This window comes from Embleya sp. NPDC059237 (genome assembly GCF_042754105.1).
GTDB lineage: Bacteria > Actinomycetota > Actinomycetes > Streptomycetales > Streptomycetaceae > Embleya.
Map to the genome: position 1 here is coordinate 44,046 of NZ_JBHZAE010000017.1, position 23,111 is coordinate 67,156.

General features: G+C 73.0%; 18 protein-coding genes. 6 read left to right on the top strand and 12 right to left on the bottom strand.

The annotated features are described in order from the left end of the window. Nucleotides 1–10: 10 nt before the first annotated feature. Nucleotides 11–1,189, bottom strand: coding sequence for an FAD-dependent oxidoreductase (locus ACFXKZ_RS38840; protein WP_380008147.1), 1,179 nt, complete (start codon nucleotides 1,187–1,189; stop codon nucleotides 11–13). 94 nt (nucleotides 1,190–1,283) lie between these two features. On the opposite strand from ACFXKZ_RS38840, the gene ACFXKZ_RS38845 reads away from it, so the two are divergent. Both ACFXKZ_RS38845 and ACFXKZ_RS38850 read left to right on the top strand, forming a co-directional pair. Next, entirely contained in the window at nucleotides 1,284–2,492 is a 1,209-nt protein-coding gene (locus ACFXKZ_RS38845; protein ID WP_380008150.1) for an ATP-grasp domain-containing protein, read from the top strand. A gap of 18 nt (nucleotides 2,493–2,510) precedes the next feature. Next, nucleotides 2,511–3,326, top strand: a complete 816-nt coding sequence (locus ACFXKZ_RS38850; protein WP_380008153.1) for a family 16 glycosylhydrolase — start codon at nucleotides 2,511–2,513, stop codon at nucleotides 3,324–3,326. A 34-nt stretch (nucleotides 3,327–3,360) separates the two neighbouring features. Here ACFXKZ_RS38850 and ACFXKZ_RS38855 read toward each other — a convergent pair whose 3' ends face one another. The 7 genes from ACFXKZ_RS38855 to ACFXKZ_RS38885 form a co-directional block, all read right to left on the bottom strand. Next, nucleotides 3,361–4,200, bottom strand: a complete 840-nt coding sequence (locus ACFXKZ_RS38855) for a polysaccharide deacetylase family protein (RefSeq protein WP_380008156.1) — start codon at nucleotides 4,198–4,200, stop codon at nucleotides 3,361–3,363. Beyond that, complete coding sequence (locus tag ACFXKZ_RS38860; RefSeq protein WP_380008159.1) at nucleotides 4,197–4,541, bottom strand: hypothetical protein; 345 nt, start codon at nucleotides 4,539–4,541, stop codon at nucleotides 4,197–4,199. The genes ACFXKZ_RS38855 and ACFXKZ_RS38860 overlap by 4 nt, the downstream gene beginning before the upstream one ends. Further along, nucleotides 4,538–7,288: a glycosyltransferase family 2 protein gene (locus ACFXKZ_RS38865; protein WP_380008161.1), complete on the bottom strand. Its 2,751-nt coding sequence runs from the start codon at nucleotides 7,286–7,288 to the stop codon at nucleotides 4,538–4,540. The genes ACFXKZ_RS38860 and ACFXKZ_RS38865 overlap by 4 nt, the downstream gene beginning before the upstream one ends. Continuing rightward, nucleotides 7,285–8,667 (bottom strand): lipopolysaccharide biosynthesis protein, encoded by a 1,383-nt coding sequence (locus ACFXKZ_RS38870; RefSeq protein WP_380008164.1) that lies wholly within the window; start codon nucleotides 8,665–8,667, stop codon nucleotides 7,285–7,287. Before ACFXKZ_RS38870 ends, ACFXKZ_RS38865 begins: the two co-directional genes overlap by 4 nt. After that, on the bottom strand, nucleotides 8,664–10,187 hold the full coding sequence (locus tag ACFXKZ_RS38875) for a glycosyltransferase family 2 protein (protein WP_380008167.1): 1,524 nt from the start codon (nucleotides 10,185–10,187) through the stop codon (nucleotides 8,664–8,666). Before ACFXKZ_RS38875 ends, ACFXKZ_RS38870 begins: the two co-directional genes overlap by 4 nt. Further along, on the bottom strand, nucleotides 10,184–10,993 hold the full coding sequence (locus ACFXKZ_RS38880) for a glycosyltransferase family 2 protein (RefSeq protein WP_380008170.1): 810 nt from the start codon (nucleotides 10,991–10,993) through the stop codon (nucleotides 10,184–10,186). Before ACFXKZ_RS38880 ends, ACFXKZ_RS38875 begins: the two co-directional genes overlap by 4 nt. Before the next feature lie 333 nt (nucleotides 10,994–11,326). Further along, nucleotides 11,327–12,625: a DUF5685 family protein gene (locus tag ACFXKZ_RS38885; protein ID WP_380008173.1), complete on the bottom strand. Its 1,299-nt coding sequence runs from the start codon at nucleotides 12,623–12,625 to the stop codon at nucleotides 11,327–11,329. Between the two features lie 146 nt (nucleotides 12,626–12,771). Between ACFXKZ_RS38885 and ACFXKZ_RS38890 the strand changes: the two genes are divergently transcribed. The 3 genes from ACFXKZ_RS38890 to ACFXKZ_RS38900 all read left to right on the top strand — a co-directional run bounded on the left by ACFXKZ_RS38890 (nucleotide 12,772) and on the right by ACFXKZ_RS38900 (nucleotide 16,187). Beyond that, nucleotides 12,772–13,314, top strand: coding sequence for a low molecular weight phosphatase family protein (locus ACFXKZ_RS38890; protein WP_380008176.1), 543 nt, complete (start codon nucleotides 12,772–12,774; stop codon nucleotides 13,312–13,314). Between the two features lie 158 nt (nucleotides 13,315–13,472). Further along, the gene (locus ACFXKZ_RS38895; RefSeq protein WP_380008179.1) at nucleotides 13,473–15,209 is read left to right on the top strand and encodes a penicillin-binding transpeptidase domain-containing protein; all 1,737 of its coding nucleotides are present in this window, start codon (nucleotides 13,473–13,475) and stop codon (nucleotides 15,207–15,209) included. 96 nt (nucleotides 15,210–15,305) lie between these two features. Then, nucleotides 15,306–16,187, top strand: a complete 882-nt coding sequence (locus ACFXKZ_RS38900; protein WP_380008183.1) for an acyl-CoA thioesterase — start codon at nucleotides 15,306–15,308, stop codon at nucleotides 16,185–16,187. 6 nt (nucleotides 16,188–16,193) lie between these two features. Here the strand turns inward: ACFXKZ_RS38900 and ACFXKZ_RS38905 are convergent, their stop codons facing one another. After that, nucleotides 16,194–17,567: an NADP-dependent succinic semialdehyde dehydrogenase gene (locus ACFXKZ_RS38905; protein ID WP_380008186.1), complete on the bottom strand. Its 1,374-nt coding sequence runs from the start codon at nucleotides 17,565–17,567 to the stop codon at nucleotides 16,194–16,196. Between the two features lie 150 nt (nucleotides 17,568–17,717). Here ACFXKZ_RS38905 and ACFXKZ_RS38910 point away from each other — a divergent pair, with 150 nt between their 5' ends. Then, nucleotides 17,718–18,059, top strand: a complete 342-nt coding sequence (locus ACFXKZ_RS38910; protein ID WP_380008188.1) for a glyoxalase superfamily protein — start codon at nucleotides 17,718–17,720, stop codon at nucleotides 18,057–18,059. 6 nt (nucleotides 18,060–18,065) lie between these two features. Here the strand turns inward: ACFXKZ_RS38910 and ACFXKZ_RS38915 are convergent, their stop codons facing one another. The 3 genes from ACFXKZ_RS38915 to ACFXKZ_RS38925 all read right to left on the bottom strand — a co-directional run bounded on the left by ACFXKZ_RS38915 (nucleotide 18,066) and on the right by ACFXKZ_RS38925 (nucleotide 23,105). Next, nucleotides 18,066–21,077: an NACHT domain-containing protein gene (locus ACFXKZ_RS38915; RefSeq protein ID WP_380008192.1), complete on the bottom strand. Its 3,012-nt coding sequence runs from the start codon at nucleotides 21,075–21,077 to the stop codon at nucleotides 18,066–18,068. A gap of 244 nt (nucleotides 21,078–21,321) precedes the next feature. Beyond that, nucleotides 21,322–21,972, bottom strand: a complete 651-nt coding sequence (locus ACFXKZ_RS38920; RefSeq protein WP_380008194.1) for a response regulator — start codon at nucleotides 21,970–21,972, stop codon at nucleotides 21,322–21,324. Continuing rightward, a complete protein-coding gene (locus ACFXKZ_RS38925) occupies nucleotides 21,969–23,105 on the bottom strand; it encodes a sensor histidine kinase (protein WP_380008196.1) in 1,137 nt (378 codons plus the stop codon). The genes ACFXKZ_RS38920 and ACFXKZ_RS38925 overlap by 4 nt, the downstream gene beginning before the upstream one ends. Nucleotides 23,106–23,111 lie beyond the last annotated feature (6 nt).

Here is a 23,111-nt window from a genome sequence, read left to right on the forward strand (position 1 = left end):
GTCAGCCCGGTCAGTCCTGGAATCGGGCCGCCAGTACCGCCGCGAGTCGGCGGGAGGCGAAGTCGCCGCCGTGGACGAAGCGCATCGCCGGGCCGAAGGTGGCGGCGGCGGGCGGGCCGGTGACGTACAGGCCGGGCACGGTGGTCTCGAACGACGCGTCGAGCGCGGGCAGTCCGCCCACCGTGGCGATCCGGCGCCGCACGGATGCTGTCAGGAAGCCGAGGGCGGCCAGATCGACCCGGTAGCCGGTCGCGGCGAGCACGTGGTCGGCGTGTACCTGGCGCTGGTAACCGGTCCGGTCCCGCAGCCACATCCGCACCCGCCCGTCGGGCTCGCGCCGGGCCCGGGTGACGGTCTGCGCGTCCCGGACCGGGACTCGCCCGTCCAGTCGATCGCGCAACCACCACGCGGCGGACGGGCCGAGGATGCGCCGGGCCAGGTCGACCCGGACGCAGGCGGGCAGCAGCCGGAACGCGGCCGGGCCCCGCGCGGCGGCAGCGATCGTCCAGCCGGCTCCCAGCGGCGAGTCCGGGGTGAGCCGCCGGACTCGGGGCGGGGCGCCGAACCGGATGTGCGCGGCCCGGCCGAACACCCGAACCCGTGCGGCGCCGCCCTCGTGCAGCAACGCGGCGCTCTCCAGGGCCGATTGGCCGGAGCCGATCACCACGATGTCCCGGTCCGCGCCGAGTTCGGCCAGGTCGGGGCGCTGCGCGGGGTGTGAGACCAGGTCGTCGCCGAGTTGTTCGAGCACGGCCGGCACATGGCGGTGCGCGGCCAGGCCGGTGGCCAGCACCACCGCGTCGACCGCCAGGTCCGGGCCGCCGTCCCGGGCGAGCACGAAGCCGTGCCCGGCCGGCTCGATGCCGGTGACGCGCTCGCGCTCCACGTCCGGGACCAGGCGCTCGGCGAACCACCGCCCGTAGGCCACGAACAGCTCCAGGGGCACGGGCTGATCGCCCGTCAGCGGGCGCTCGCCGCGGGCGCGTTGGAAACAGGCCAGGGTGAATCCGGGCCTGGGCGCGGCGATCGAGGAGGCGTCGGGCCTGGATTTCAGCAACATGCCGATCGGCATGTGCCGCCGCCAACTCTCCAGCGGTTCGCCGAACACCCGGGCGGTCACCCCGAGTTGGCGCAGGTGGGCGGCGAGCGAGAGGCCATAGGGGCCGGCTCCGACGATGGCCACGGTCATGGCGGTGCCCTTCGGGTATTCGAGTGGATTATTGGCTTATCCGGTGAAAAGTCGGTTCACGCTGCTAGAAAGGTCCGGACGGGGAGGCGACGAAATGGTTGTCCGAGGAGTCGAGCTGGATCGTTCGGTGCCCGCGCTGCTGTTCAAGGTCGGCCGCTATCCGCTGCACCAGGGCTCGGTCGGCGCGGTGCGCTCGCTCGGCCGCGCGGGTGTGCCGGTGCACGCGGTGGTCGAGGACGCGTACACCCCCACCGCCCTGTCCCGGCACCTGAGTCGGCGGCACGTGTGGCCCACCACCGGCCTGGAGGACCCGCGGGCGCTGGTGGAGCAACTGCTCGGGATCGGCCGCCGCTTGCCCGCCCGCGCGGTCCTGGTGCCCACCGACGACGAGGCGGCGCTGCTGGCTGCCGGCGCCCAGGACCGCCTCGCGGAGTGTTTCCTGCTGCCCAAGATCGATCCGGACCTGCCCGCCGGGCTGGCGGGCAAGCGCGGGCTCTACCGGCGCTGCCTGGCCCACGGGGTGCCCGCGCCGGATACCCGCTTCCCCGCCGACCGGGAACAACTGACCGCGTTCGCCACCGAGTTGGGCTACCCGGTGGTGGTCAAAAACCTCGCGCCGTGGGATCGGCTGCGGGCGCCGGTGGTGCCGGGCACCACGCTGGTCCGCGACCGGCGCGCGCTGCTCGCGCTGGTCGGCGAGCCGCGCGGGGTGTTGTTGCAGGCATACGTGCCGCGCGAGGCGGCGCAGGACTGGATCGTCCACCTGTACGCCGCGCCGGACGGTCGGTGCGCGCCGGTGTTCACCGGACTCAAGCTCCGCTCCTGGCCGCCGCACGCGGGGGTGACCACGTACGCCCGGGCGTTGGCCAACCCGGGTCTCGCCCGCCGTTCCGCCCGGCTGTGTCGGGCGCTCGGCTACCGGGGTCCGGCCGATCTGGACTGGCGGCTCGACCTGCGCGACGGGCGCTACAAACTGGTCGACTTCAACCCGCGGGTGGGCGCCCAGTTCCGCATGTTCGAGACGGCGCGGGGCCTGGACGTGGTGCGTGCGCTGCATCTGGACCTGACCGGGCGGCCGATTCCCCCGGGTGGCCAGCGCGAGGGTCGGCGCTATGTAGCCGAGCATCTGGATCTCGCCGCGTTCGTGGCGTACCGGGGGCGCTGCGGCGTGGCCCGGCCACCCGGTCGGGCGCCGGGGTGGGGCGGGGTGGAGGCAGCCTGGCTGGCCCTGGACGATCCGCTGCCGGCGGCGGTCACGGCGGTGCGCACGCTCGCCCTGGCCGTGCGCCGGCGGCGGCACTGAGGAGAGTGGGTGGGTTCGATGGGGACGGGTCGAGCGATGCGGGTCCGCCGACGGCTGTCCGCGGTGTTGCCGGTCGTGGTGCCGGTGCTGCTGCTCGCGGGGTGCGAGTCCGCGCCGCCGGCCGGGCCGCGGTTGTTGTTCGCCGACGACTTCGCCGGGTCGGCGCTCGCCGCCGAGCGCTGGGTGACGTGCTACGACTGGAACGTGGCCGGCTGTACCAACGCGGGCAACCACGAGCAGCAGTGGTACCTGCCCGAGCAGGTCCGGGTGCGGGACGGGCAGGCGATCCTGACCGCCGCGCGGCGGCCCACCACCGGTTCGGACGGCGTGGCCTACCCGTGGGTCTCGGGCATGTTGTCCACCGGGCGACCGAGTTGGTCGGGTCGGCCGAGGTTCACCTTCACCTACGGCCGGGTCGAGGCCGAACTGCGGTTGCCTCGCGAGCCGTTCTCGTTCCCGGCGTTCTGGCTGATGCCCGCCGCCAAACGCACCCCTCCCGAACTGGACGTGGTCGAACTGATCGGCCTGGACGGCCTGGCCCGGGCCACGGTGCACTGGACGGGGCCCGACGGCCGGCCCGACGCGGAGACGCACGCCTCCCCCGAGCGCGACTGGGCCGGCAGGTTCCACCGGTTCACCCTCGACTGGCGGCCGGATCGGGTGACGTGGTCGATCGACGGCGAGCAGGTGTTCGCCGTGACCGACCGGGCGCATGTCCCGCACGAGCCGATGGAGGTGTTGTTCACCCTCGCGATGGGCTACCCGGAGCCGGTCCCCGACTCGGTGACCGGCGCGGAGATGCGGATCCGGGCGGTGCGGGTCTGGGAGCGCTGAACCCGCCCGCGCCGGCCCCGGTCGGACGCTCACCTCAACCGGCCCGGCCGGCCACCGGGTCGGAGTGCTCGTGCCAGGGATCGGGCCGGCCGCGCCGGCGGGCCCTGATCCGGCGCCAGGCCCGCCAGCCGAGCGTGGGCAGCCCGTCCCGAAACGGCGCGACCCGGGGGCCGACACCGGCCAGCCAGGCGTCCAGGCGGTCGAGCCCGGTGTCCGCGCGCACCATCAGCCGGGAGATCCGCCACGGATCGTCCTCGCGCGAGCTGTGCGCGTCGCGTACCGCCATAGCGGTACGAAAGCCCGCGTGCCGCACCGCGGCCCGCACGGCGGCGTCGTTGTAGCCGAACGGGTAGGCGAACGAGGTTACCGGGCGCTCCAGTTCGCCCTCCAGGCGCTGCCGCGAACAGACGATCTCGCGGTGCATCGATGCGAGCGGGAGGGTGTCGAGTTCGCGGTGCGTGCAGCCGTGCGCGCCGATGGTCAGGCCCGGCGCGTCGGCGATCCGGCGCAGCTCGCGCCAGGTGAGCATGGCGGCCGGCGGCAGTACCGGGTTCGGGGTGGGCCACAGCGCGTCGGTGGTGACGTAGAGCGTCACGGGCAGGTCGCGTTCGACCAGTTGCGGCAGCGCGTACCGGGCGAAGTCGGCGTAACCGTCGTCGAAGGTGATCAGCACGCTCTCCCGGGGCAGGTCGCGACCGCCGTGCAGGGCCTCGGTGAACCGGTCCAGGCCGATCGGGACCCGGCCGCTCGCCGACACCCGGTCCAGGTGTCGGCCGAACTCGGCCGGGGTGACGGTGAACGGCGCGATCCACGGCGGCGGGTCGTCCCGTACCGCGTGGTAGAGCAGGACCGGTACCGCGGCCTCGGATCTCATCGAAGCTCCTCTCGGGAGGTGTGCGTACGCACGACGGTGCGGATCAGCGCCGCGGTGGTGGTCAGGCCGGCGAGGGTGCCGATCACGCGCGGGGCGGAGAAGGCGCCGGCGAGCAGGTATGCCTCGGCGGTCAGCGCGCACAGCGCTGCGCTGCCGGCCACCGAGGTCACCGCCGTGGCCAGGACGCTCGCACCCTCGCCGGCGAGGGCGTAGCCGGGTCCGACGGCCAGGAAGGCGACCACGACCAGGACCCGCAGCGGGTGTTCGGCGGGCAGTTCGAGCGCGCCGAACGCCGACCACCCGGCGGCTGCGGGCCACAGGGCCCGGATCGGGCCGGTCATCGCACGGGCCCCGGTCGTGGGCCGATCCGGTAGATCACCGCGTCCCGGTCGCGCAGCAGCAGGGTGAATCGGGGCGCGGTGGACAGCGCCCGGTCGATGCGCCCGAGGGTGCCCGCCGGCAGCAGTCCGGTCTGTTCGCACTCGGCCCGCTGGCCGGCGGTCAGGAAGAGGTACGCCGTGTCGCCCGGATACTCGTCGGCCAGCGCGCTCAGCCCGGCCACCGGATCGCGCACCACCCCCTCGCGCAGCGCGGGCGTCTCCATCGCGAACCAGCGGTGTCGCTGTTGCTCGTAGTCGGCGTAGGCGCCGGGGAAGTTGTTGCTCGCCGCGACGATCAGGTCGCCGGGCGCGGACACCCGGGCCAGCCACTGCCGGGCGGCGATCTCGCCGTCGTCGAAGTGGTTCTGGCGCTCCTTGCCGTAGTAGCCGAACACGAATCCGGTGAGCAGCAGCGCGAACAGCACGGGCAGCAACACCGCGCGCGGGCGCGGCCGGCCCCGGTCGCCGAACAGCGGCGCGAGCCATCCGGCGATCAGGAACGCGGCGGCGGGCAGCGCGAACAGGTAGACCCGGAAGATGATTTCGCCGCCGTACGCACCGGCCGCGAGCAGCGGCAGCGGTGCCAGCACCAGTGGCATGGCGGGCGAGCGGCGCAGGCGCGGACAGCGGATCGGCGCGGCGGCGGTGAGCAGCGCGACGCCCGCGGTCAGCGCCCGGTCCACCCGGGCGACCAGCACCTGGCCCGGTTCGGCGCTGCCCAGATTGACCATGCCGGCATGCGCGTTCGACTTGAAGTCGCCGAACTGGGCCCAGGAGGAATCGAATTGGTCGAACAGGAAGGGTCGGGCCACGGTCAGGTCCCAGCCGAGCACGGCCACCGCGGTGAGCCCGAGCAGCGGAAGGGCGACGGGCCGATGGGCGCGCGAGCAGGCAAGCGCGGCCAGCGCGACGACGAGCATCAGCGGGGTGAGCTGATGCGCCGTGACCACGGCGAGCACCAGCGGCGTGCACAGTCCGACGGTGGCGAGCGGGCGCCGGTCGCGGTCCAGGACCAGCGCCAGGATGCTCACGTACAGGACGAACGCGAAGGTCTGCGGGGCGAAGTAGTCCTGGCCGACCCAGGCGGTGGCGAAGTAGATCCACACCGCCGCCCAGACGATCCGCCGGTTGCGGGTGAGCGTGCGGTAGAGCAGGACCAGGGGGCCGATCAGCAGCAGGTCGAAGGCGAGCGGCGACCAGGTGGCCATGGTCAGCGCGTCGGGCGCGCCGGATGCGCGCACGGCCGTGGCGGCGGCGGAGAAGAACCCGGGCCACTGGTGGTAGGGCGCCAACTCGCCCGCGTCCGGCAGGGTTCGGCCGGTGCGCAGGAACTGGTCGACCACTTCGACGTGTTTCCAGGCCCACGCGTAGCGCAGGTGCTCGTACAGCACCGCCGGTGTGGCGTGCAGCATGGTCACCAGGGCGCCGGTGTACAGCGCGTAGCGCCCGGTCCGGGCGGTGCGGTCGAGCAGGCTCACCGCGAAGCCGACGGTGAGCACGGCCAACGCGCACCAGTACAGGGCGGGCAGCACGTCGAGCAGCCCGAGTCCGCCCATCCGGTCCACCGCGACGGGCATCCGCATCGCCAGGATCCACAGCAGTACGGCGAGCGGCAGGGCGAGCCGGCCGAACGCACGGAACGCGAGCGCGGCGGGGGTGGGCAGCGGGTCCCGCCCCAGACCGCGCGCCCGGCCCGCGGCGTAGCCGAGCGCGGTGGTGAGCACGCCCAGGACCAGCGCGGGGATGGTGGCCTTGGGCGGGCCCGGTTCCGGGGCGAACGGGCGCACCAGGGCGCGCGGGATGGTCGAGGCCAGGTAGGAGCGTTCGGAGGCGAGCGCACGGCCGGTGCCAGCGTGCCGGCCGACCGCCGCCTTGGACAGGCCCTCGGCCCAGCAGCGGGCCCGGAAGTAGCGCCAGGTGGTGCGCGCGGCGGGCACGCGGTGGCGGACCACGGCGGCCGGCTCGTACCCGAGCACGCCGCCGCGGTGTCGGGCCGCGGCGCGGATGCACAGCTCGGTCTCCTCGCAGCCCAGCGGGCGGGTGCCGACGCGGCCCAGGTCGGTGCGGAAGCCGCCGACGTCGAGCAGCACGCTGCGCCGGAAGGACATGTTGGCGCCGATCAGGTTCCGTACCGGCGCGGCCTGTTCGGGCATGCCCCGGTAGGTGCAGCCGACCACCCAGTCGAATTCGGCGGGGAACCAGGTCGGGCGTCCGGTGTCCCAGTTCGGCCGGATCCGGCCGCCGACGCCGAGCACGTTCGGGTCGGCGTAGCCGTCGAGCAGGCGCATGGTCCAGTCGGGTTCGGCGACGGCGTCGTCGTCGAGGAAGGCCACGACGTCGCCCCGCGCGCCCTCGACGCCGGTGTTGCGGGCGCCGGAGAGGCCGCGTCGGCCGCGGTTGCGCAGCACGGTGACGTCGGGGAACGCGGCGCTCGCGCGGGCGGCGAGTTCGTGGCAGTGGTCGGCGACCAGGATGACCTCGGCGGGCGCCTCGTCCTGGGCCCGGAGCGAATCGAGCGCGGCGGTGAGGTCGTCCCAGCGGTCCATGGTGTACGCGCAGACCACCACGGTCAGGGTGGGGCGGGGCGGGGTGCGCTCGACGGCGGGGCCGGCGCCGCGGGCGCGGGCCAGGGCCCGCTTGGCGGCGGCCTCCTCGGCGCGGATGGCCACCCAGGCCAGGCGCCTTGTGCGCGGTGGGGTCTCCGTCATGCGGACCTCCCGGAAACGGTGGGGAGCCAGATCCGGCGGGCCGCGAGCAGCACGAGCGCGGTCGCGGTCTGGGCGCCGAGCCAGGCGATGCCGGCGCCGAGCAGGCCGAGCGCGGGCAACAGGACGACGGTCAGGGTCAGTACGGTCGCCGCGAGGCCGGCCTGGATGGCGACCACGACGCGCATCCGGCGCAACACCCGGCAGGCGCTGATCGCGGTCGCGACCACCAGGTGCGGCAGCGCGGACAGGGCGAGCAGTTGCAGCAGTCCGGCGCCGTTGCGGGCGTAGCCGGGGCCGAACACGCGCAGCACCAGCGGCGCGCCGAGGACGAGGACGCCGATCGCGAGCAGGAGCAGCGCCCCGGTGTGGCGCAACACCCGCCGGCAGCCGGCGGCGAGCCCGGCGGTGCCGCCGGCGGCCTCGACGAGCAGCGACGCCCCCATGTTGAGTCCGACCAGGTAGAGCGTGTTCGCCACCACCCAGGCCAGTGAGAAGTAGGCGCTCTCCCGGGCGCCGACGCGTTCGAGCACGATGATCGGCGGCACGGTGGTCGCGGCGAGCCAGCACAGCGTGCCGAGGTAGTCCGCCCCGGCGTACCGCACGAGCCCGGCTCCGGGTCGAAATCGCGCGTCGGGGTGGGGGGTTCGGTGCCGGGCCGGCGGGCGCGGGTCGTCGCCCGCGGCCGGACGCGAGGTCACGCGTGGGTTGGGGCCCGGGGTGACGCCCGCCGCCCGTACGGACTTCCGGGCGGGCAGCAGGCGCGCGAACAACCAGGTGTCGACGACCAGCAGGGTCGACACCAGGGCCAGCGTCCAGGACATCAGGATGCCGAGCGTGGGCAACAACGCGGCCAACGCGGCGACCAGGACCAGCTTGGCGATCGCGAAGCCGCTGTTCTTGCCCACCACCAGGCCGGGTCGGCGCAGGCCGGTGAGCGCGCCGTCCTGGAGCGCGAACAGCGCGTAGGCCACCGTGGTCGCCGCGAAGCAGCAGCCGGCCGCCGGTTCGCGCAGGAAGCCGAGGCCCGGCGCGCACAGCGGGATCAGCGCGAGGAAGCCGAGGACGGCCACCAGGGTCGCGCCGAACGCGGCGGCGTACGCGGTGCGGATCAACCCGCGCCGGTCCGCGCCCGGCTGCGGCAGGAAGCGTACGAGCACGTTGGCCAAGCCGAGTTGGCCCAGCCCGGAGAGCAGCATCATCGCGGACACCGCCGCGTAGGTGCGCCCCACCGTCGCGTCCCCGTACCAGCGGGTGGCCAGCGCCCAGTAGCCCGCGCCGAACGCCGAGGTCACCAACGAACCCACGGTCAGCACATGCCCGTTGCGCAGCAGCGGGTCCACCCGGGGTCGGGCCGACCGGCGCAGCCCGGCCTGGATCACCGGCCGGACTCCGCCTGCTCCCAGGGCGTGCGCACGCCGTGCATCCGCACCCGCGAGCGCAGGTAGGCGAGCGGGCCGGCGGCCAGCGCGCGGCGCTCCAGCGTGGCCAGCCGGGCGGGCCAGGGGATGTCGGGCCGCCCGGGCGCGCGGGTCCGGGCCAGCGCGTATCGGATGCCGTCGGGGGTGCGTCGGGCGAGCGCGCCGAGGGTGCGCGGCTCGCGCAGTACGGCGGCGGTCAGGTAGGCGCCCAGACCGGTGCCGTACCCGCGCACCTGGGCGGCCACCGCGGCCCGATCAGCCCGGTGTCGGTGCCAGATCAGCGCGCCGGGTTCGTAGCCGATCCGGTGTCCGCGCACGATGGTGCGGAAGAAGGCGAGCAGGTCGTCGCCGCCGCACGCGGGGGTACCGACGCCGGTGGCCGGGTCGAAGCCGCCCATCGCGCGCAGTACGTCGGCCCGGAAGGCCATGTTGGCGCCCGAGCCGAAGCGGCCGGCGGTGAACGGGAACAGCGGGTCGGCGGGCGGTGCCTGGGGGTCGTACAGGATCGGCTCGAAACCCTTGGCGAAGCCCCCGTGGTGATGGAGCATCAGTTGTGCGGGGGTGCGCAGTTCGGCGGGCAGGATCAGGCCGGTGACGCACGCGGGCCGGCCCGCGCGGGCGAAGCCGGCGACCAGGGCCGCGACCCACCCGGGGTCGGCCAGGACGTCGTCGTCGGTGAACGCGAGCAACTCGCCCGTGGCCGCGGCGATGCCCCGGTTGTGCGCGAGGGCCAGTCCCGGGCGGGGTTCGCGCACGTAGCGCACCAGGCCGGCGCAACCGCCGCGGACCACGCTCGCGGTGCGGTTGGTGGTGGGGGCGTTGTCCACCACGATCAGTTCGATGTCGGGGTAGGTCTGCCACAGCAGGGTGCGCAGGCACGCGGCGAGCAGTTCGGGCCGCTCGCGGGTGGCCACGATCACGCTGACCCGGGGCGTACCGCGCGGGGTTGGCGGGCCGGGGGCGTGGTCGGGTGCGGCGGGGGTGCCGAAGCGGGCCGTCGCGCAGGCGATCAGCCGATCCGGGCCGGGGGTGGGCAGTTCGAGGTCGAGCAGGCCGACGGGGGTGCCGGCGTGCCGGACCAGGGCGAGCATGGCGCCGGCGGGGCAGTCGGCGGGGGTGCCGTCGGGGGTGCTCAACCTCGGCCCGGCGTCGGCGACGAGGTCGAGGACCCGGACGTGCACGAGGTCGGGGGGTGGGACGGGCGGAGCCGGGGCGGGCGCGGCGGACTCGGCCTGTGGCGCGGACTCGGCCTGTGGCGCGGACTCGGCGGGCGCGGCGGACTCGGCCGGTGGCGCGGGCCGTTCGTCCGTGGGCGTGGCGGCGGTCGGCGCGGCGGCCGTCGGCGAGGCCGGGCGCGGGATGGCGATCGGGGTCGGCGTGGCCGGTGGGCGCGGGCCGGGCAGCGGGGCGTTCGGTTCGGCCGGACGCTGCCTCGGGATCAGCGGCCTCGGGTCGGGTTCGGGATCTCGGCGGGGCGTCAAGCGTCCTCCCCCGCTCGCTTCGGGCGGGCGCCGGCGTGCTCGCGCAAAACGGTGCGCAGCACCCGGTGTCCGTCGCGGAGCGCGTTGAGGTTGGATCGGCCGCTCCGGCGCGGCAGTTCGAGGCTGGGTACCTCGGCGATCCGCAGTCCGGCGCGCAGGGCCCGGACGATCATCTCGGCCTCGATCTCGAAGCCGGTCGCGCGCAGGTCCAGGTGCTCCAGGAAGCACCGGCGAAACGCGCAGAACCCATAGCACAGATCGGTGAGCCGATATCCGTACAGCCGGCTGACCAGGGCCATCAGCGCGTGGTTGCCGAGGCTGCGGACCGCGGTCAGGTCCAGCGATCCGCCGCCGCCGACGAACCGGGAGCCCTTGACGAAGTCGTAGCCGTTGCTCAGGAAGTGCACGTAGTGCGGGATCTCGTGCGGCGACATGCTGCCGTCGGCGTCGATGGTGACGATGATGTCGCCGGTGGCGTGCCGGAATCCGGTGCGCAGGGCGCTGCCCTTGCCGGGGCCGGACTGCGGGATGACCCGGGCGGCCGGCAGGTAGCGGCGGGTGATCAGCGAGGTGGCGTCGGTGGAGTCCCCGTCGATCAGCAGGACTTCGTCGACGCCTTCGGGTATCTGCTGGAGCACCCAGGGCAGATTGCGGGCCTCGTTGCGGGCCGGCACGACCAGGGTGACCCGGTCCCGGGACACCGGGTCGGCCGGTGCCTGTCCGGCTCGTACCGGTGCGCCGCCGGGCAGTTCGGCAATCCGGGGCAATGGGCGTTTCGGGTGCGTCGCGTGCGTCGTGTCGTGCATGAACGGCCCCCTCCCGTCTGCCGCGTGCCCCGGAGAGCACACGGCATCGGGCCGGCGGAACCGGCCCGAGATCGGTGACACCGGGTGCCGATCGCACGACACCCGGTCATCGCTGATCGTGGTTGGGCGGCGAAAGCAGGGTCAATCGGACCGAAGATGCTTTGCCAAGACGTTACGGTTGGGCGTTTTTCCCGTCGAATGCCAGTTCGGGAACTTTCTCGGCTTTCCGATGCCTTGTCGGATACGGCGCGCCCGGCGGGAGCGCCCGGCAGCGGGTCGGTGCGGGCGCCCGCGCGAAGATCGACGCGAGCGCCCGCGTGTGGTCCGGCGCGCTCAGCAACCGCAGTCGCACGAGCAACATTCGCCGCATTCGCAGCAGTTGCCGCAGCAGTCGCATCCGTCGCAGCAGTCCCCGCAGTCACACTTGTGGCAACACCCCTGCCGCTGTTGGCCGGTGCACGGGTCCTCGAAGGTCTCCCGGCAACACCACTGGCAGGTACAGCACAGCCCGGCCCAGATCGCGCAGGCGACGAACACGTTGTGCCCGCCGGGCGGCGGCGGGGGCGGGGTGGGGCCGCCGGGCGGACCCCACGGGCTGTTCGGGTCGTACGGGCTGCCGGGCGGCGGCTGGGTGGGCGTCTGGTTCGGCGGCTGGTTCGGCCAGGACCCGTCGGGGCGCGCGGCGAGCCGGGGTTCGGCCCGCTCGCCGTGCTTGGCGCAGCCACTGCCGTGCTTGCCGCCAACCGCGCAGGAGGGGTTCTCGACGGGGAAGCCCGCGTGCCGGAACGACCGGTCGATCGCCTCGTCGACCTCGTGCACGAGCAGCCGGTGGGCGAGCGCGCCCGTGACGAACTCGACCTCGGCCAGGGCCAGTCGAATCCCGGTCGCCGCGTCGCGGCACAGCCGGTACGCCTCGTCCGGCCCGGTCCCGGTGGCCAACAGCGGGTTCCACGCGCCGGCCGCCCGGTCGGCGTGGACGTCCTCGACCGCGTCGAGCAGGTGCGCGAGCCGGCCGAACAACCGTCCCGCCTCGGCCAACGACTCGGCGTTGTCCGGCCGTTCGGCCAGCACCGCGGTGTGCGCGAACGCCGCGCCGGTGGCCGTCTCGGTCGGCTCGGTCACCACCAGCACCGACCCGCCCGGTCCGGCCAGCGCCTCGACCTCGACCTGCCGGTCCACCGCCTCGACCATCACGGCCGTATCGAAGCCCACGTCGAGCGCGGTGCCCGCACCCTGCCGGGCCCAGCGCTCGGCGACCCGGCGCGCGCCGCCCGCGACCGCGCGCCGCCGGTACACCCCGTCGCCGTCGTCGATGTGGTCGCGCATCTTCGCCGACGCGAGCACCAGGGACACCGCGCCCGCGAGCCGCGCCCCCTCGCCCATGGCCACCTCGGCCCGGCGCATCGCGCGCAGCGGACAGGGACCGGCCTTGCGCCGCCCGTCCGCGGTCGGCCGGGCGGACTGCGCCTCGACCAGGACCGAGATGATCAACCCGTCGTAGTTGGTGGCGACGCGCGCCGCCTGCCCGTGGTCGTCCCGCAGCGCCAGACACATGCCGCACAGGTGCGCCATCCACTCGCTCTGCAACTTCTCCGACAGTCGATGCCGGCACGGCCGGATGATCCCGAACAAGCCCTCGCCCCATTCACTGCGCCGATTCCTGGCCCCCTCAGCGCGGTCAGCCTACTGATCACCGGTCATCCCCGTACGGATCCGCTCCGGGATCCGCCCCGGGGGCGATCCGAGGACCGCGCTCGCGGCGTTCTAGGATCCGCAGCGTGACTGCATCGGTGCTGGTCGTATGTAGTGGGAACATCTGCCGCTCCCCCGTCGTCGAGGCCATGCTGCGCGGCCGGTTGGCCGGGTCCGCGCTGCCGAGCGAGGTGTCCTCGGCGGGCACCATCGACTGGAACGCCCGGCCGATGGCGGACAACAGCGCGCTGGTACTGATCGAGCACGGCATCGACCCGCCCGTGCACCGCAGCCGCAAGCTCACCGCCGAGCTGCTGCGCGCCGCCGACCTGGTGATCGGCATGTCCCGCGAGCACCACTGGGCGATCGACGCCCTTGCCGCCGACGCCCTGCCGCGCACCTTCCTGCTCGGCGAACTGGTGCGCCTGGGCGAGGCCTTCGGCCCGCGTGGCGCACTGCCGCTCGCCGACTGGGTGGCCGGGGTGGACGCGCGGCGACCGGCGAGCCGACTGGCCCGTCCCGCCGACGAACTCGACGACCCGATGGGCGAGCCGATCGAGTCGTTCCGGGTGATGGCGGCGCGGGCCGACGAGCTGACGACCCGGCTGGCAGCGCTGCTGACGACGTGATCCCGGGGCGTCCGCCGCGGGTCGCCGAGCGACTCCTTGTTCGAACAAGTGCGCTTTCCCCTCGGCGACAAAAGGGCCTTGGCGCCCACCGACTCTTTGGCGGGCCCGTAAACTCACGCCCCTGCCGCCGGAGCCGGCGGCACCGCATGGGGGTGGGCATGCACGACGCAGAGCACTACCGGAGCGAAGAGCCCGACGAGCGCGACGAGCGCGAGTACGGCGGCGGATTCGGCGACTACGAAGACGCGGACCACGGCGGGGCCGGACGCCGGGGCGGTTGGATTTTCCTGGTCCTGGCCCTGGTGTTGGTCCTCGGCACCGGCTACGGGGCCTATTCGTTCCTGAAGGACGACGACGTCTCGACCCCGACCGCGCGGTCGAGCGAGACCGCGGCTCGGGCCGAGCAGAGCCCGCGCAACGCCGCGCGATTATTCCTCGGCGAATGGCAGGCGGGCAATTGGACCCGCGCGGCTCGGCTCACCAGTGATGTGACCGCCGCGTCCACGGCGCTGCCGGCCCTGAACGACGGGCTGAAGGTCACCGCCCGCACGCTGACCGTGGGCGAGCCGGCCCCCGCACGGCCGGACGGGACGGTCCCGGTGCCGTTCACCGCCAAGTTGACCCTCGGATCCGCCGGCGACTGGTCGTACACGGGCACCCTCGACGTGGTCAAGAGCACCGATCGCGGCTACCTGGTCGCCTGGTCCCCGGCCACGCTGCACCCGGAGCTGACCTCGGGCACCTCGCTCGAACTGGCGCCCAACCAGGGCGGCGTGGGCGGCGACGTGTTGCGGGCGAAGGACGGTACGGCACTTTCCCCGACCGACAACCCGTCCCTGGCCGCGATCCGTACCGGCCTGGCGAGCAAGGCCAAGCCCGGCGAGCAGGCCAAGCCGGGCGGCGTGGTCCGGCTGGTCGACGCGGCCACCCGGACCCCGGTCAAACAACTCGCCACGCTCGGCGAGCCGGTCACCGCCGCGCCCCGGGACGGCGGGATCCCCACCACGCTCGACGCGAAACTCCAGACGGCGGCCGAGCGGGCGGTCAAGGGCGAGTCGCGGACCGCGTCGCTGGCGGCGGTGCGGATCAGTACCGGCGAGATCGTCGCGGTGGCCAACAACCCGGCCGCCGGCCAGAACAACGCCTTCCTGGCCACCACCCAGCCCGGCTCGACGTTCAAGATCGTCTCCGCCGCCACGCTGCTGTCCAAGGGCGCGGTCGGCCTCGACGAGAAGGTGGGCTGCCCCGAATCGGCCGACGCGGGCGGCATGCGGTTCACCAACTCCGAGGGCCGCGCGTTCCCGGAGGGCAGCTTCAAGCTGGCCTTCGCCCAGTCCTGCAACACCACCATGGCCAACCTGTCCGGCAAGCTCGGCGGCGCGGACCTGTCCACCATGGCGCACGACTGCTTCGGCATCGGCGGCGACTGGAAGACCGGGATCGTCTCGTTCGACGGCCGGGTGCCCGCCGCGTCGAACGACACCATGAAGGCCGCGAACATGATCGGCCAGGGGCAGGTACAGATGAACCCGCTCACCATGGCCTCGGTGGTGGCCACCGCCAAGTCCGGCACCTTCCGCCAGCCGCACCTGCTCACCGACCAGGAGGGCCTGTGGCGGGCCCCGAACTCGTTGTCCCCCGCGGTGAGCGGGCAGTTGCGCACGCTGATGCGCGCGGTGGTCACCGAGGGCACGGCGCGCGCCTCGCTCGGCGGCCTGAGCGGCGACGTGGGCGCCAAGACCGGCACCGCCGAGGTCGGCGGCGGTCGGCCCAACAACGGCTGGATGGTCGCCTACCGGGGCGATATCGCGGTGGCGGTCTGGGTCGAGGGCGGGGTGACCGGCGGGCAGTCGGCCGGACCGATCGTGAAGGCGTTCCTGAGTGCGGCGGGCTGAGCGGAGGCGCGGGCGACGGGCCGGGCGACCGGCCCGGGCCCCGGCGCGGGCGGCCGTCGACGGGCTGAGCGACGGCCCGAGCGGCCGTAGTCCATCATGGGCAGGGTGAGCGAACACGATCTTGCCGACGAGGGCCCGGGCCGGGCCGAGACCTTCCTCGACCTGCTGCGGCTGGAGCAGATCGAGGAGAACATCTTCCGCGGCTGGTGCCACGCGGGCGCCCCGCTGCGCGCCTTCGGCGGCCAGGTCGCCGCACAGGCCCTGGTCGCGGCGGGCCGCACGGTGGTCCCGGAGCGGCACGTGCACTCGCTGCACAGCTACTTCCTGCGCCCCGGCAGCACCACGGCGCCGATCGTGTACCAGGTCGACCGGGTCCGCGACGGGCGCTCCTTCGCGACCCGGCGCGTGACCGGCGTCCAGCACGGCGCGGCGATCTTCACCCTGTCGGCGTCCTTCAAGGTGGCCGAGGACACCCCCGGACACCGCCGCGCGATGCCCGACGTACCACTGCCGGAGGACCTGCCGGACCCGTACGAGAAGTTGTCCACCGAGGAGCGCGCGCACTACGAGGAGTCGCAGACCCGGCTCCTGATGGACCTGCGCTTCGTCCCGGAGGACCGCTCGCCGGGCACCCACATGGTCGACGGCATCCCGCACCAGCGGGTGTGGATGCGCGCCGCCAAGCAGCTGCCCGACGACCCGCTGCTGCACGTGTGCGGGCTGACCTACATGTCCGACCTGACCCTGGCCGGCACCGCCGCGAAGCCGTACATCACCAACCCGGCGACGCTCCAGATGGCCTCGCTCGACCACGCGGTGTGGTTCCTGCGCCCGTTCCGGGCCGACGAGTGGCTGCTGTTCGCCCAGGCATCCCCGTCCGCGCAGGACGCGCGCGGGCTGGCGATGGGCGAGTTCTACAACCACGACGGCGTACTGGTGGCCTCGGTGGTGCAGGAGGCGGTGATCCGGCAGCGGTAGCGCCGCTCAGCCCACCCAGACCGTCTTGGCGTTGCAGAACTCGCGGATGCCGAGCGCGGCGAGTTCGCGGCCGTAGCCGCTGGACTTGATCCCGCCGAAGGGCAGTTCGGGGTAGGACGTGACCATGCCGTTCACGAACACCGCCCCGGCGGCCAACTCGGCGATGCAGCGGTCCTGTTCGGCCTCGTCGGTGGTCCAGGCGTTGGCCCCGAGGCCGAACGCGGTGGCGTTGGCGAGGTCGATCGCCTCATCGAGGTCGGCGACCCGGTACAGCCCGGCGACCGGCCCGAACACCTCCTCGGTGTACATCCGCATGTCCGGGGTCAGGTCGGCGACCACGGTCGGCGGGTAGTACCAGCCGGGGCCGGCCGGGCGCTCGCCGCCGCACCGGATCCGGGCGCCCTTGGCCCGGGCGTCCTCGACCTGCTCGGTGACATCGCGCAGCCCCTGCTCCTGGGCGAGCGGGCCGACGTCGGTGCCCTCGGCGGTGGGGTCGCCGACCCGGAGTGCGGCCATATTCGCCGTGAACGCCTCGGCGAACGCGTCGTACACGTCGGTGTGCACGATGAACCGCTTGGCCGCGATGCAGCTCTGCCCGTTGTTCTGGGTCCGGGCCGTGGTCGCGGTCCGCGCGGCGGCCTCGACATCGGCGGAGGGCAACACCAGGAACGGGTCGGAGCCGCCCAGTTCGAGCACGGTCTTCTTCAACTCGCGCCCGGCGATCGCCGCGATCGACCGCCCGGCCCCCTCACTGCCGGTGAGCGTCGCGGCCACCACGCGCGGATCCGACAACACCCGCTCGACCAGCTTCGACCCGATCAACAACGTCTGGAACGCCCCCTCGGGAAACCCGGCGCGGGTGAACAACTCCCCCATGTACAGCGCGGTACGCGGCACGTTCGACGCATGCTTGAGCAACCCGGTGTTGCCCGCCATCAACGCGGGCGCCGCGAACCGCATGGCCTGCCACAACGGAAAGTTCCACGGCATCACGGCCAACACCGGCCCGAGCGGTTCGTACCGCACATAGGCCCGCCGCGCCCCCACGGCATCGGCATCGGCCGCCTCATCCGCCAAAAACCCCGCCGCCCGCTCCGCATAAAACCGACACAGCCGAGCACACTTGCCCACCTCGGCCCGAGCGGCACCCAGCGTCTTCCCCATCTCGGCGGTCATCACCGCCGCAACCTCGTCCCGCTCCGCATCCAGCAGATCGGCGGCCCGCCGCATAAACCGGGCCCGAGAGTCATACGAGTCCCCCCGATGCCCCCGAAACACCTCATCGGCCCGCCCGATCCGAGCATCGATCTCGGCTTCCCCAATCTCGGCGAACTCCTCGATCGTCTCCCCGGTCGCCGGATTGACGGACGCGATGGCCATGGGTCCTCCACGGATGCGGATGGTGAGTGCGATGGGCACCGAGCGGACCGCCCGCTGCCTCCGCCGACCCGTTACCCTCTGGCCCCCGGATGACACGGCACTCGGCGAGGAACCGGCCGGATGTCGGAGCGGGGTGCGAGGGTGGACGGCATGAGGGAACAAGTCATCCCGATCCTGCGTGTGGTCGATGCCGCCGTGTCCGTTGCCTGGTACGGCCGGTTGGGCTTTGTCAAGCAGTGGGAGCACCGCTTCGAGCCGCACCTCCCGGCCTTCGTCGAGGTAGCGAGGGGTGATGTGAAGCTGTTCCTGAGCGAACACACGGGCGATGCGACCCCGGACACGCTGGTCTACGTGTGGGTCGCCGACGTGGATGAGCCGGCGCGCGAATTCGGCGTGGCGGTGGAGGAGCAGCCGTGGGCGCGGGAGGTGCATCTGCGGGACCCGGACGGGAACCGACTGCGGGTGGCGACGCCGACGCCGTCGGAGGGATGAGGGGAGTCAGTCGTCCAGCGTGGCGGCGACGTCCAGGGTGAGCCGGCCGGTGGCGACGTGCTCGGCGAGGGCGCCGAGGTGTTGTCGCTGAGATTCGTCGATCCGAAGGCCGGTCAGGGCCGGGAGGGCGGCCAAAGAGGTCAGATCCGACGTCGGGCAACGCCGAATACTCAGGCAGGCGAGGCGGGACAACGCCGCCAGGGGAGACAGGTCCTCCACCGGGGACTTGTCGATGTGCAGGTCCGCGAGGAGGGGTAGGCCACACAGTGGCCTCAGATCCCGGACGCGAGAGCGATACAGGTCGAGAGTCTCCAGCTTCGGATACTTCGGCAGTGTCGACACATCCGCGATCCGCGTGCCGGCCAGGGAGAGTGTGCGCAAATCCGGGGCATCCGGCAGGATTTCCGAATCGTCCAGCGGCCCATTGATCATGACGGTGGTGATCCAGGGAAGCCGGGCCAACACCATTGGATCGGCCAACTGCGCCCGCCCCATGGACAGGCCGACCAGCTGCGGTAACTCCACCAACGAGCGCAGATCCGTGATCCGAGTGTCGGTGACGTACAACATGCGCAGGCGTGGGAGGGCAGCCAGCGCTTGTATCGGGATCTCCGACATCGCGACAGGCAGTTGTATGTTCCGCAGATCCATCCGGCCGGCCAGGAGTTCCAGAGCCGCGCGATCCGGAACCGGAACGGAACACGTGCCGAAGTCCACATGCTTCAGGACGGTTTCGTAATACCGCTCCCGATCCCTCGGCGCCTGCCAACCCTGAATCAGCATCCGCCGAACAGAGATCGCGCTCCGGCCGCGAAAGCACGCCATCAGTGGAATCACATCGTCGCCGCCGATCAATTGGGCGGTACGCAGGATGTTGCACGCCTCGTCGTCCGACACATGCCGGCTCCGAGCCACGTCGACGAGCAGATCCACCACGAACTCACCCGCGCCCGCCAACAGACCGGCCGCGTCCCAATCCCACGGCGGCAGCAAGTCGGTCGTCTCCGCCCGAAACCGCGCCGCCCGCCCCGGATCCACCATGCCGACCCCCGACACGCACGCGGCGCCCAACAGCCACAACCGCATCCCGTGCTCCGGAGCCGCCTCCGCTCGGGCGATCAGCCCGTCCAGCAACTCCTGTTGGCGCGACGGATCGTCCTGTGTCCGACCGACCGCCATGATGAACACGTCGTGGTAGAGCGGGTCGTGGGCGTGGTTGAGCAGATGGTCCACGTGCTCCGATCGGATGATCTCCAGTGCTGCCAGGTAGTCCTGGAAGCTTGCGTGTCGGAACTCGTAGACGTCCACCTCCGGTTGTTGGAGCAGGCCGCTGCGGTCGACCAGGCTGTCCAGCACCTCCCTCGCGGTGTAGGGCGGTTCGACCGTCTGGCGGAATCGGGTGAGCACGTCGGCCACGCATGACGTCGCGACCCGATCCGGGATCGATCGGCGGCCGTTGAGGGTCATCCACATCGCCAGCGCGGCCAGTACCTTCTCCATCTGCGTCGGCTGGAGACGCACCCGGCTCGTGGAGATGCGCCGCGCTCGTTCCCGGCCGCCGAGCAGCATCGCCATCGCCGAGCGGTACAACTCGGTGCGGCCCTCGGGGAGGGCCTGGTCGGCGTGTCGGTGCAGGGCGCACATCAGCGCGCACAGCAGCGGGTTCGTGCCGAGTCGGGCCAGGTCCCGGCGGCTGTCCAGGGTGTGCTTCAACTGCCCGGCGCAGGCCGCGAGATCGTCCGGGTCTCCGGGCTGGGCGCGATGCCAGCGGTCGACGAACAGCTCGACCTGCGCGCTCGACATGGGCTGGAGTTCACCGGCGACGAAGCCCGCCTCCCGGAACCGTCGATGCCGCCGCTCGGACAACACCCGGGGCCGGGAGGTGAGCAGGTAGGCCGCGTCCGGATAGTCCACACACAGCTGTTCCACCCAGTCGAGGGCGTCCGCCCGGTGTTCCTCGGGCAGTTCGTCCAGGCCGTCGACGAAGACCGCGGCCCGCCCCGCCCGCAGCCGGCGGGCCGCCCACCCCGGCGGCTGCTCGCCGCCCAGCGTCGACCCGGACGCGGTGACGAAGTCGGCGACGTTCGGCAGCACCAGCCGGTCGTCCACCACCATCGCCCGCAGCTTCAACAGGAACGGCACCCGCCCGGCCCAGGACGCCAGCCGGTCCGGCAGATCGCCCGACGCCACGTGCACCGCGAGCCGGCGCAGCAGCGTGCTCTTGCCCGATCCGGCCGGGCCTTCGAGGACCATGCGGTCGCGGCGGGCGAGGGCGTCTTCGAGGAGGCTGCGCGTGGTATCCGCCTGTACCGCCTCGTCGTCCCACCGCCGCAGCGGCCTCGGGTCGCGGCGGGTCTGCACCACGAGGCTCACGTAGGCCGTGGTCAACTCGTATGTGCTGTCCTCCGGATCGAGTTCGGTGACCCCGAACAGTCTGGCCTGGTCCAGCTTCGCCCGCAGGCCGGCGCGGTAGCGTCGCGCGAACTCCTCGTCCAGCGCTTCGGCTTCCGGCACTCGGCGTAACAACTCGGCCTGGCCGGACGCCTGTTCGACCAGGGTTCGGGCCAGGAACTCCGGCTGCTTGGTGAAGAAGTCCACGATCTGCACGCAACACTCGTCGAGCAACACGCCGTACAGCGGCGCCGAGCGCTCCGCCGACGCCTCGACACGGGCCTCCATCCGCACCCGCAGCGCGGCCGGATCCAGGCCCGCGGCCTGGACGTCGTCCATGGTCACCGTGCCGTCGAGGGTGCGCACGACCGCCGCGACGATGCGCTCACCCTCGGCCGGCGCCAGGCGGGCGAAGTCCGGCTCGACATCGGCCAGGCGCAGGGTCAGTGTGCGGGTCAGCCGATCCACGTCGGCCGTACGCACCTCGCGCCGCTCCCGCCGCCGCGCAACCCGCCCGCCCATCCGCACGGGCGCATCCACGAGTCGCGCCCCCGCCGGCGGCGCGGTCAACCGCCGCAACGCACCCCCGATCGCCGTCGCCAACAACCGCCCCTGCACCGGATCCACCGCGCTCCGCCCCGATCCCCACATCGACCGTGCACTCCAAGCCGTGGCACCCAGTATGAGCGCCCAACGTTCGAGTCGCGCCGACTCGACGACCGGCGTCTCACCCCCCGTCGTCGACCCGGAACGCCGTGATCGACGTCGGTGACCGCACGGGCGAAGGCGGCACGGTCGGGGGGAGGTGGGCTCTTCGGGCCGAGGCTCCCCCCGCCCCGGCGGCCCATCCCACAGCCGGCCCACGCCGTCGCTATCGCCGGATCAGGCCCGCGTCGTATGCCAGCAGGCCCGCCTGGGTGCGGTTTGCGCAGGCGAGTTTGGTGAGCATTCGGGAGACGTAGCTTTTGACCGTGGCTTCGCTGAGGAACAGGCGCTCCGCCGTCTGGGCGTTGGACAGGCCCTCTCCGATGCAGGTCAGCACCTCGACCTCGCGTTCGGTCAGGGACGCGACGGCGAGGGCGGCGCGTTCACGGGCGGCGTTGCGGCCGGAGGAGGCGGTCACCAGGTCGCGGGTCACCGCCGGGGACAGCACGGTGTGGCCGTCCATGGCCACCCGGACCAGGCCGATCAGGTCCTCCGGCGGGGTGTCCTTGAGCAGGAAGCCGGCCGCCCCCGCATGCAGGACACGCAGGATGTACTGCTCCAGCCCGAACGTGGTCAGCACGATCACCCTGGGCGCGCCCGGCAGGTCGACGATCTGTTCGATGGCGGTCAGCCCGTCCACGCCCGGCATGTGCAGGTCCATCAGGACCAGGTCGGGTCGATGGCGCAGGACCGACTCGACCGCCTCGGCGCCGTCGTACGCCTCGCCGATCACCTCGATGTCGTCGGCCACGCCGAGAATCGTGCGCAGGTGGGCGCACACCATACGTTCGTCGTCGACGAGCAGGACGCGGATCATGCGGGCTCTCCGGTGGTCGTGGTCGTGGCGCCGGCGGGCAGTATGGCCAGCAACTCGTAGCCGCCGTCGGGCAGTGGGCGGGTGCGCAACGTCCCGGCCACCAACTCGACCCGCTTGCGCAGACCGAGCAGGCCGCTGCCGCCCGTACCCAGGGCGACGTCGACCGCCCGGGTGGGAGCCGAGTTTCGCACGGTGATCCGGACCTCGTCGCCCACGTAGTGCAGGCGGATGTCCACCCCCGCCCCCGGCGCGTGTTTGTGCACGTTGGTCAGCGCCTCCTGGACCACCCGGTAGGCGGCCCGGCCGACCACGGGCGAGGTCGGGTGCGGCTCGCCGAGGGTGACCAGGTCGACCGGGATGCCCACTGAGCGCGAATCGGCCACCAGGTCCGATACGTCGAGCACCGCACGCGGGCCGACTACCACCGAGCCCATCTGCCGCTCCGACCGGGTCACCGCGACCAGCCCGCGCAACTCCTCCAGCGCCTTGCACCCCACCAGGCGCAACTCCTCCGCCGATGTCCGTACGTCCTCGTCCCGGGCGCGGGTGCGCAGCGCGCCCGCCTGGAGCACCATCAGGCTGACCCGGTGGGTGATCACGTCGTGCATCTCGCCCGCGATCCGGGCCCGCTCCTCCAACCGCACCCGCTCGAAGCCCAACTCGCGTTCCCGAAGCTCCCGTTCGGCCCGATCCGCGCGCAGGCGGCGGCGCGCGGCGACGTAGAGGCCGAGCAGGACGGGGACCAGCGCGAGACTCGCGGCGGCGACGACGTCCAGCGGCGCCGGCCGGCTCCACGGTTGTGTGGCCGCCACCACGAGACCTCCGATCAACCCCCACGCACGCCGTCGGTCCTCGACACAGGCCCCCGCGGCATAGGCCGCGAAGTAGAGCGCGTGGGTCGGATACACCAGCCCCACCACACAGATCGCGGCGCCCGAGCCGAACGGCGCACGTCTGCGGTACAGCAGCAGCGCACCGCTCAGCACCGCGCTCACCTGGTGCAGGTACGGCCAGCCGACCAGGCCTGCATCGCGCCCCATGCGCAGCGTCAGTCCCGAGGCGACGGCGATCGCCGCGACCAGCACATCGAACCCGAACGAGCGGCGACTCGCCCACCAGGCGCGGATGCTCACCAGGTC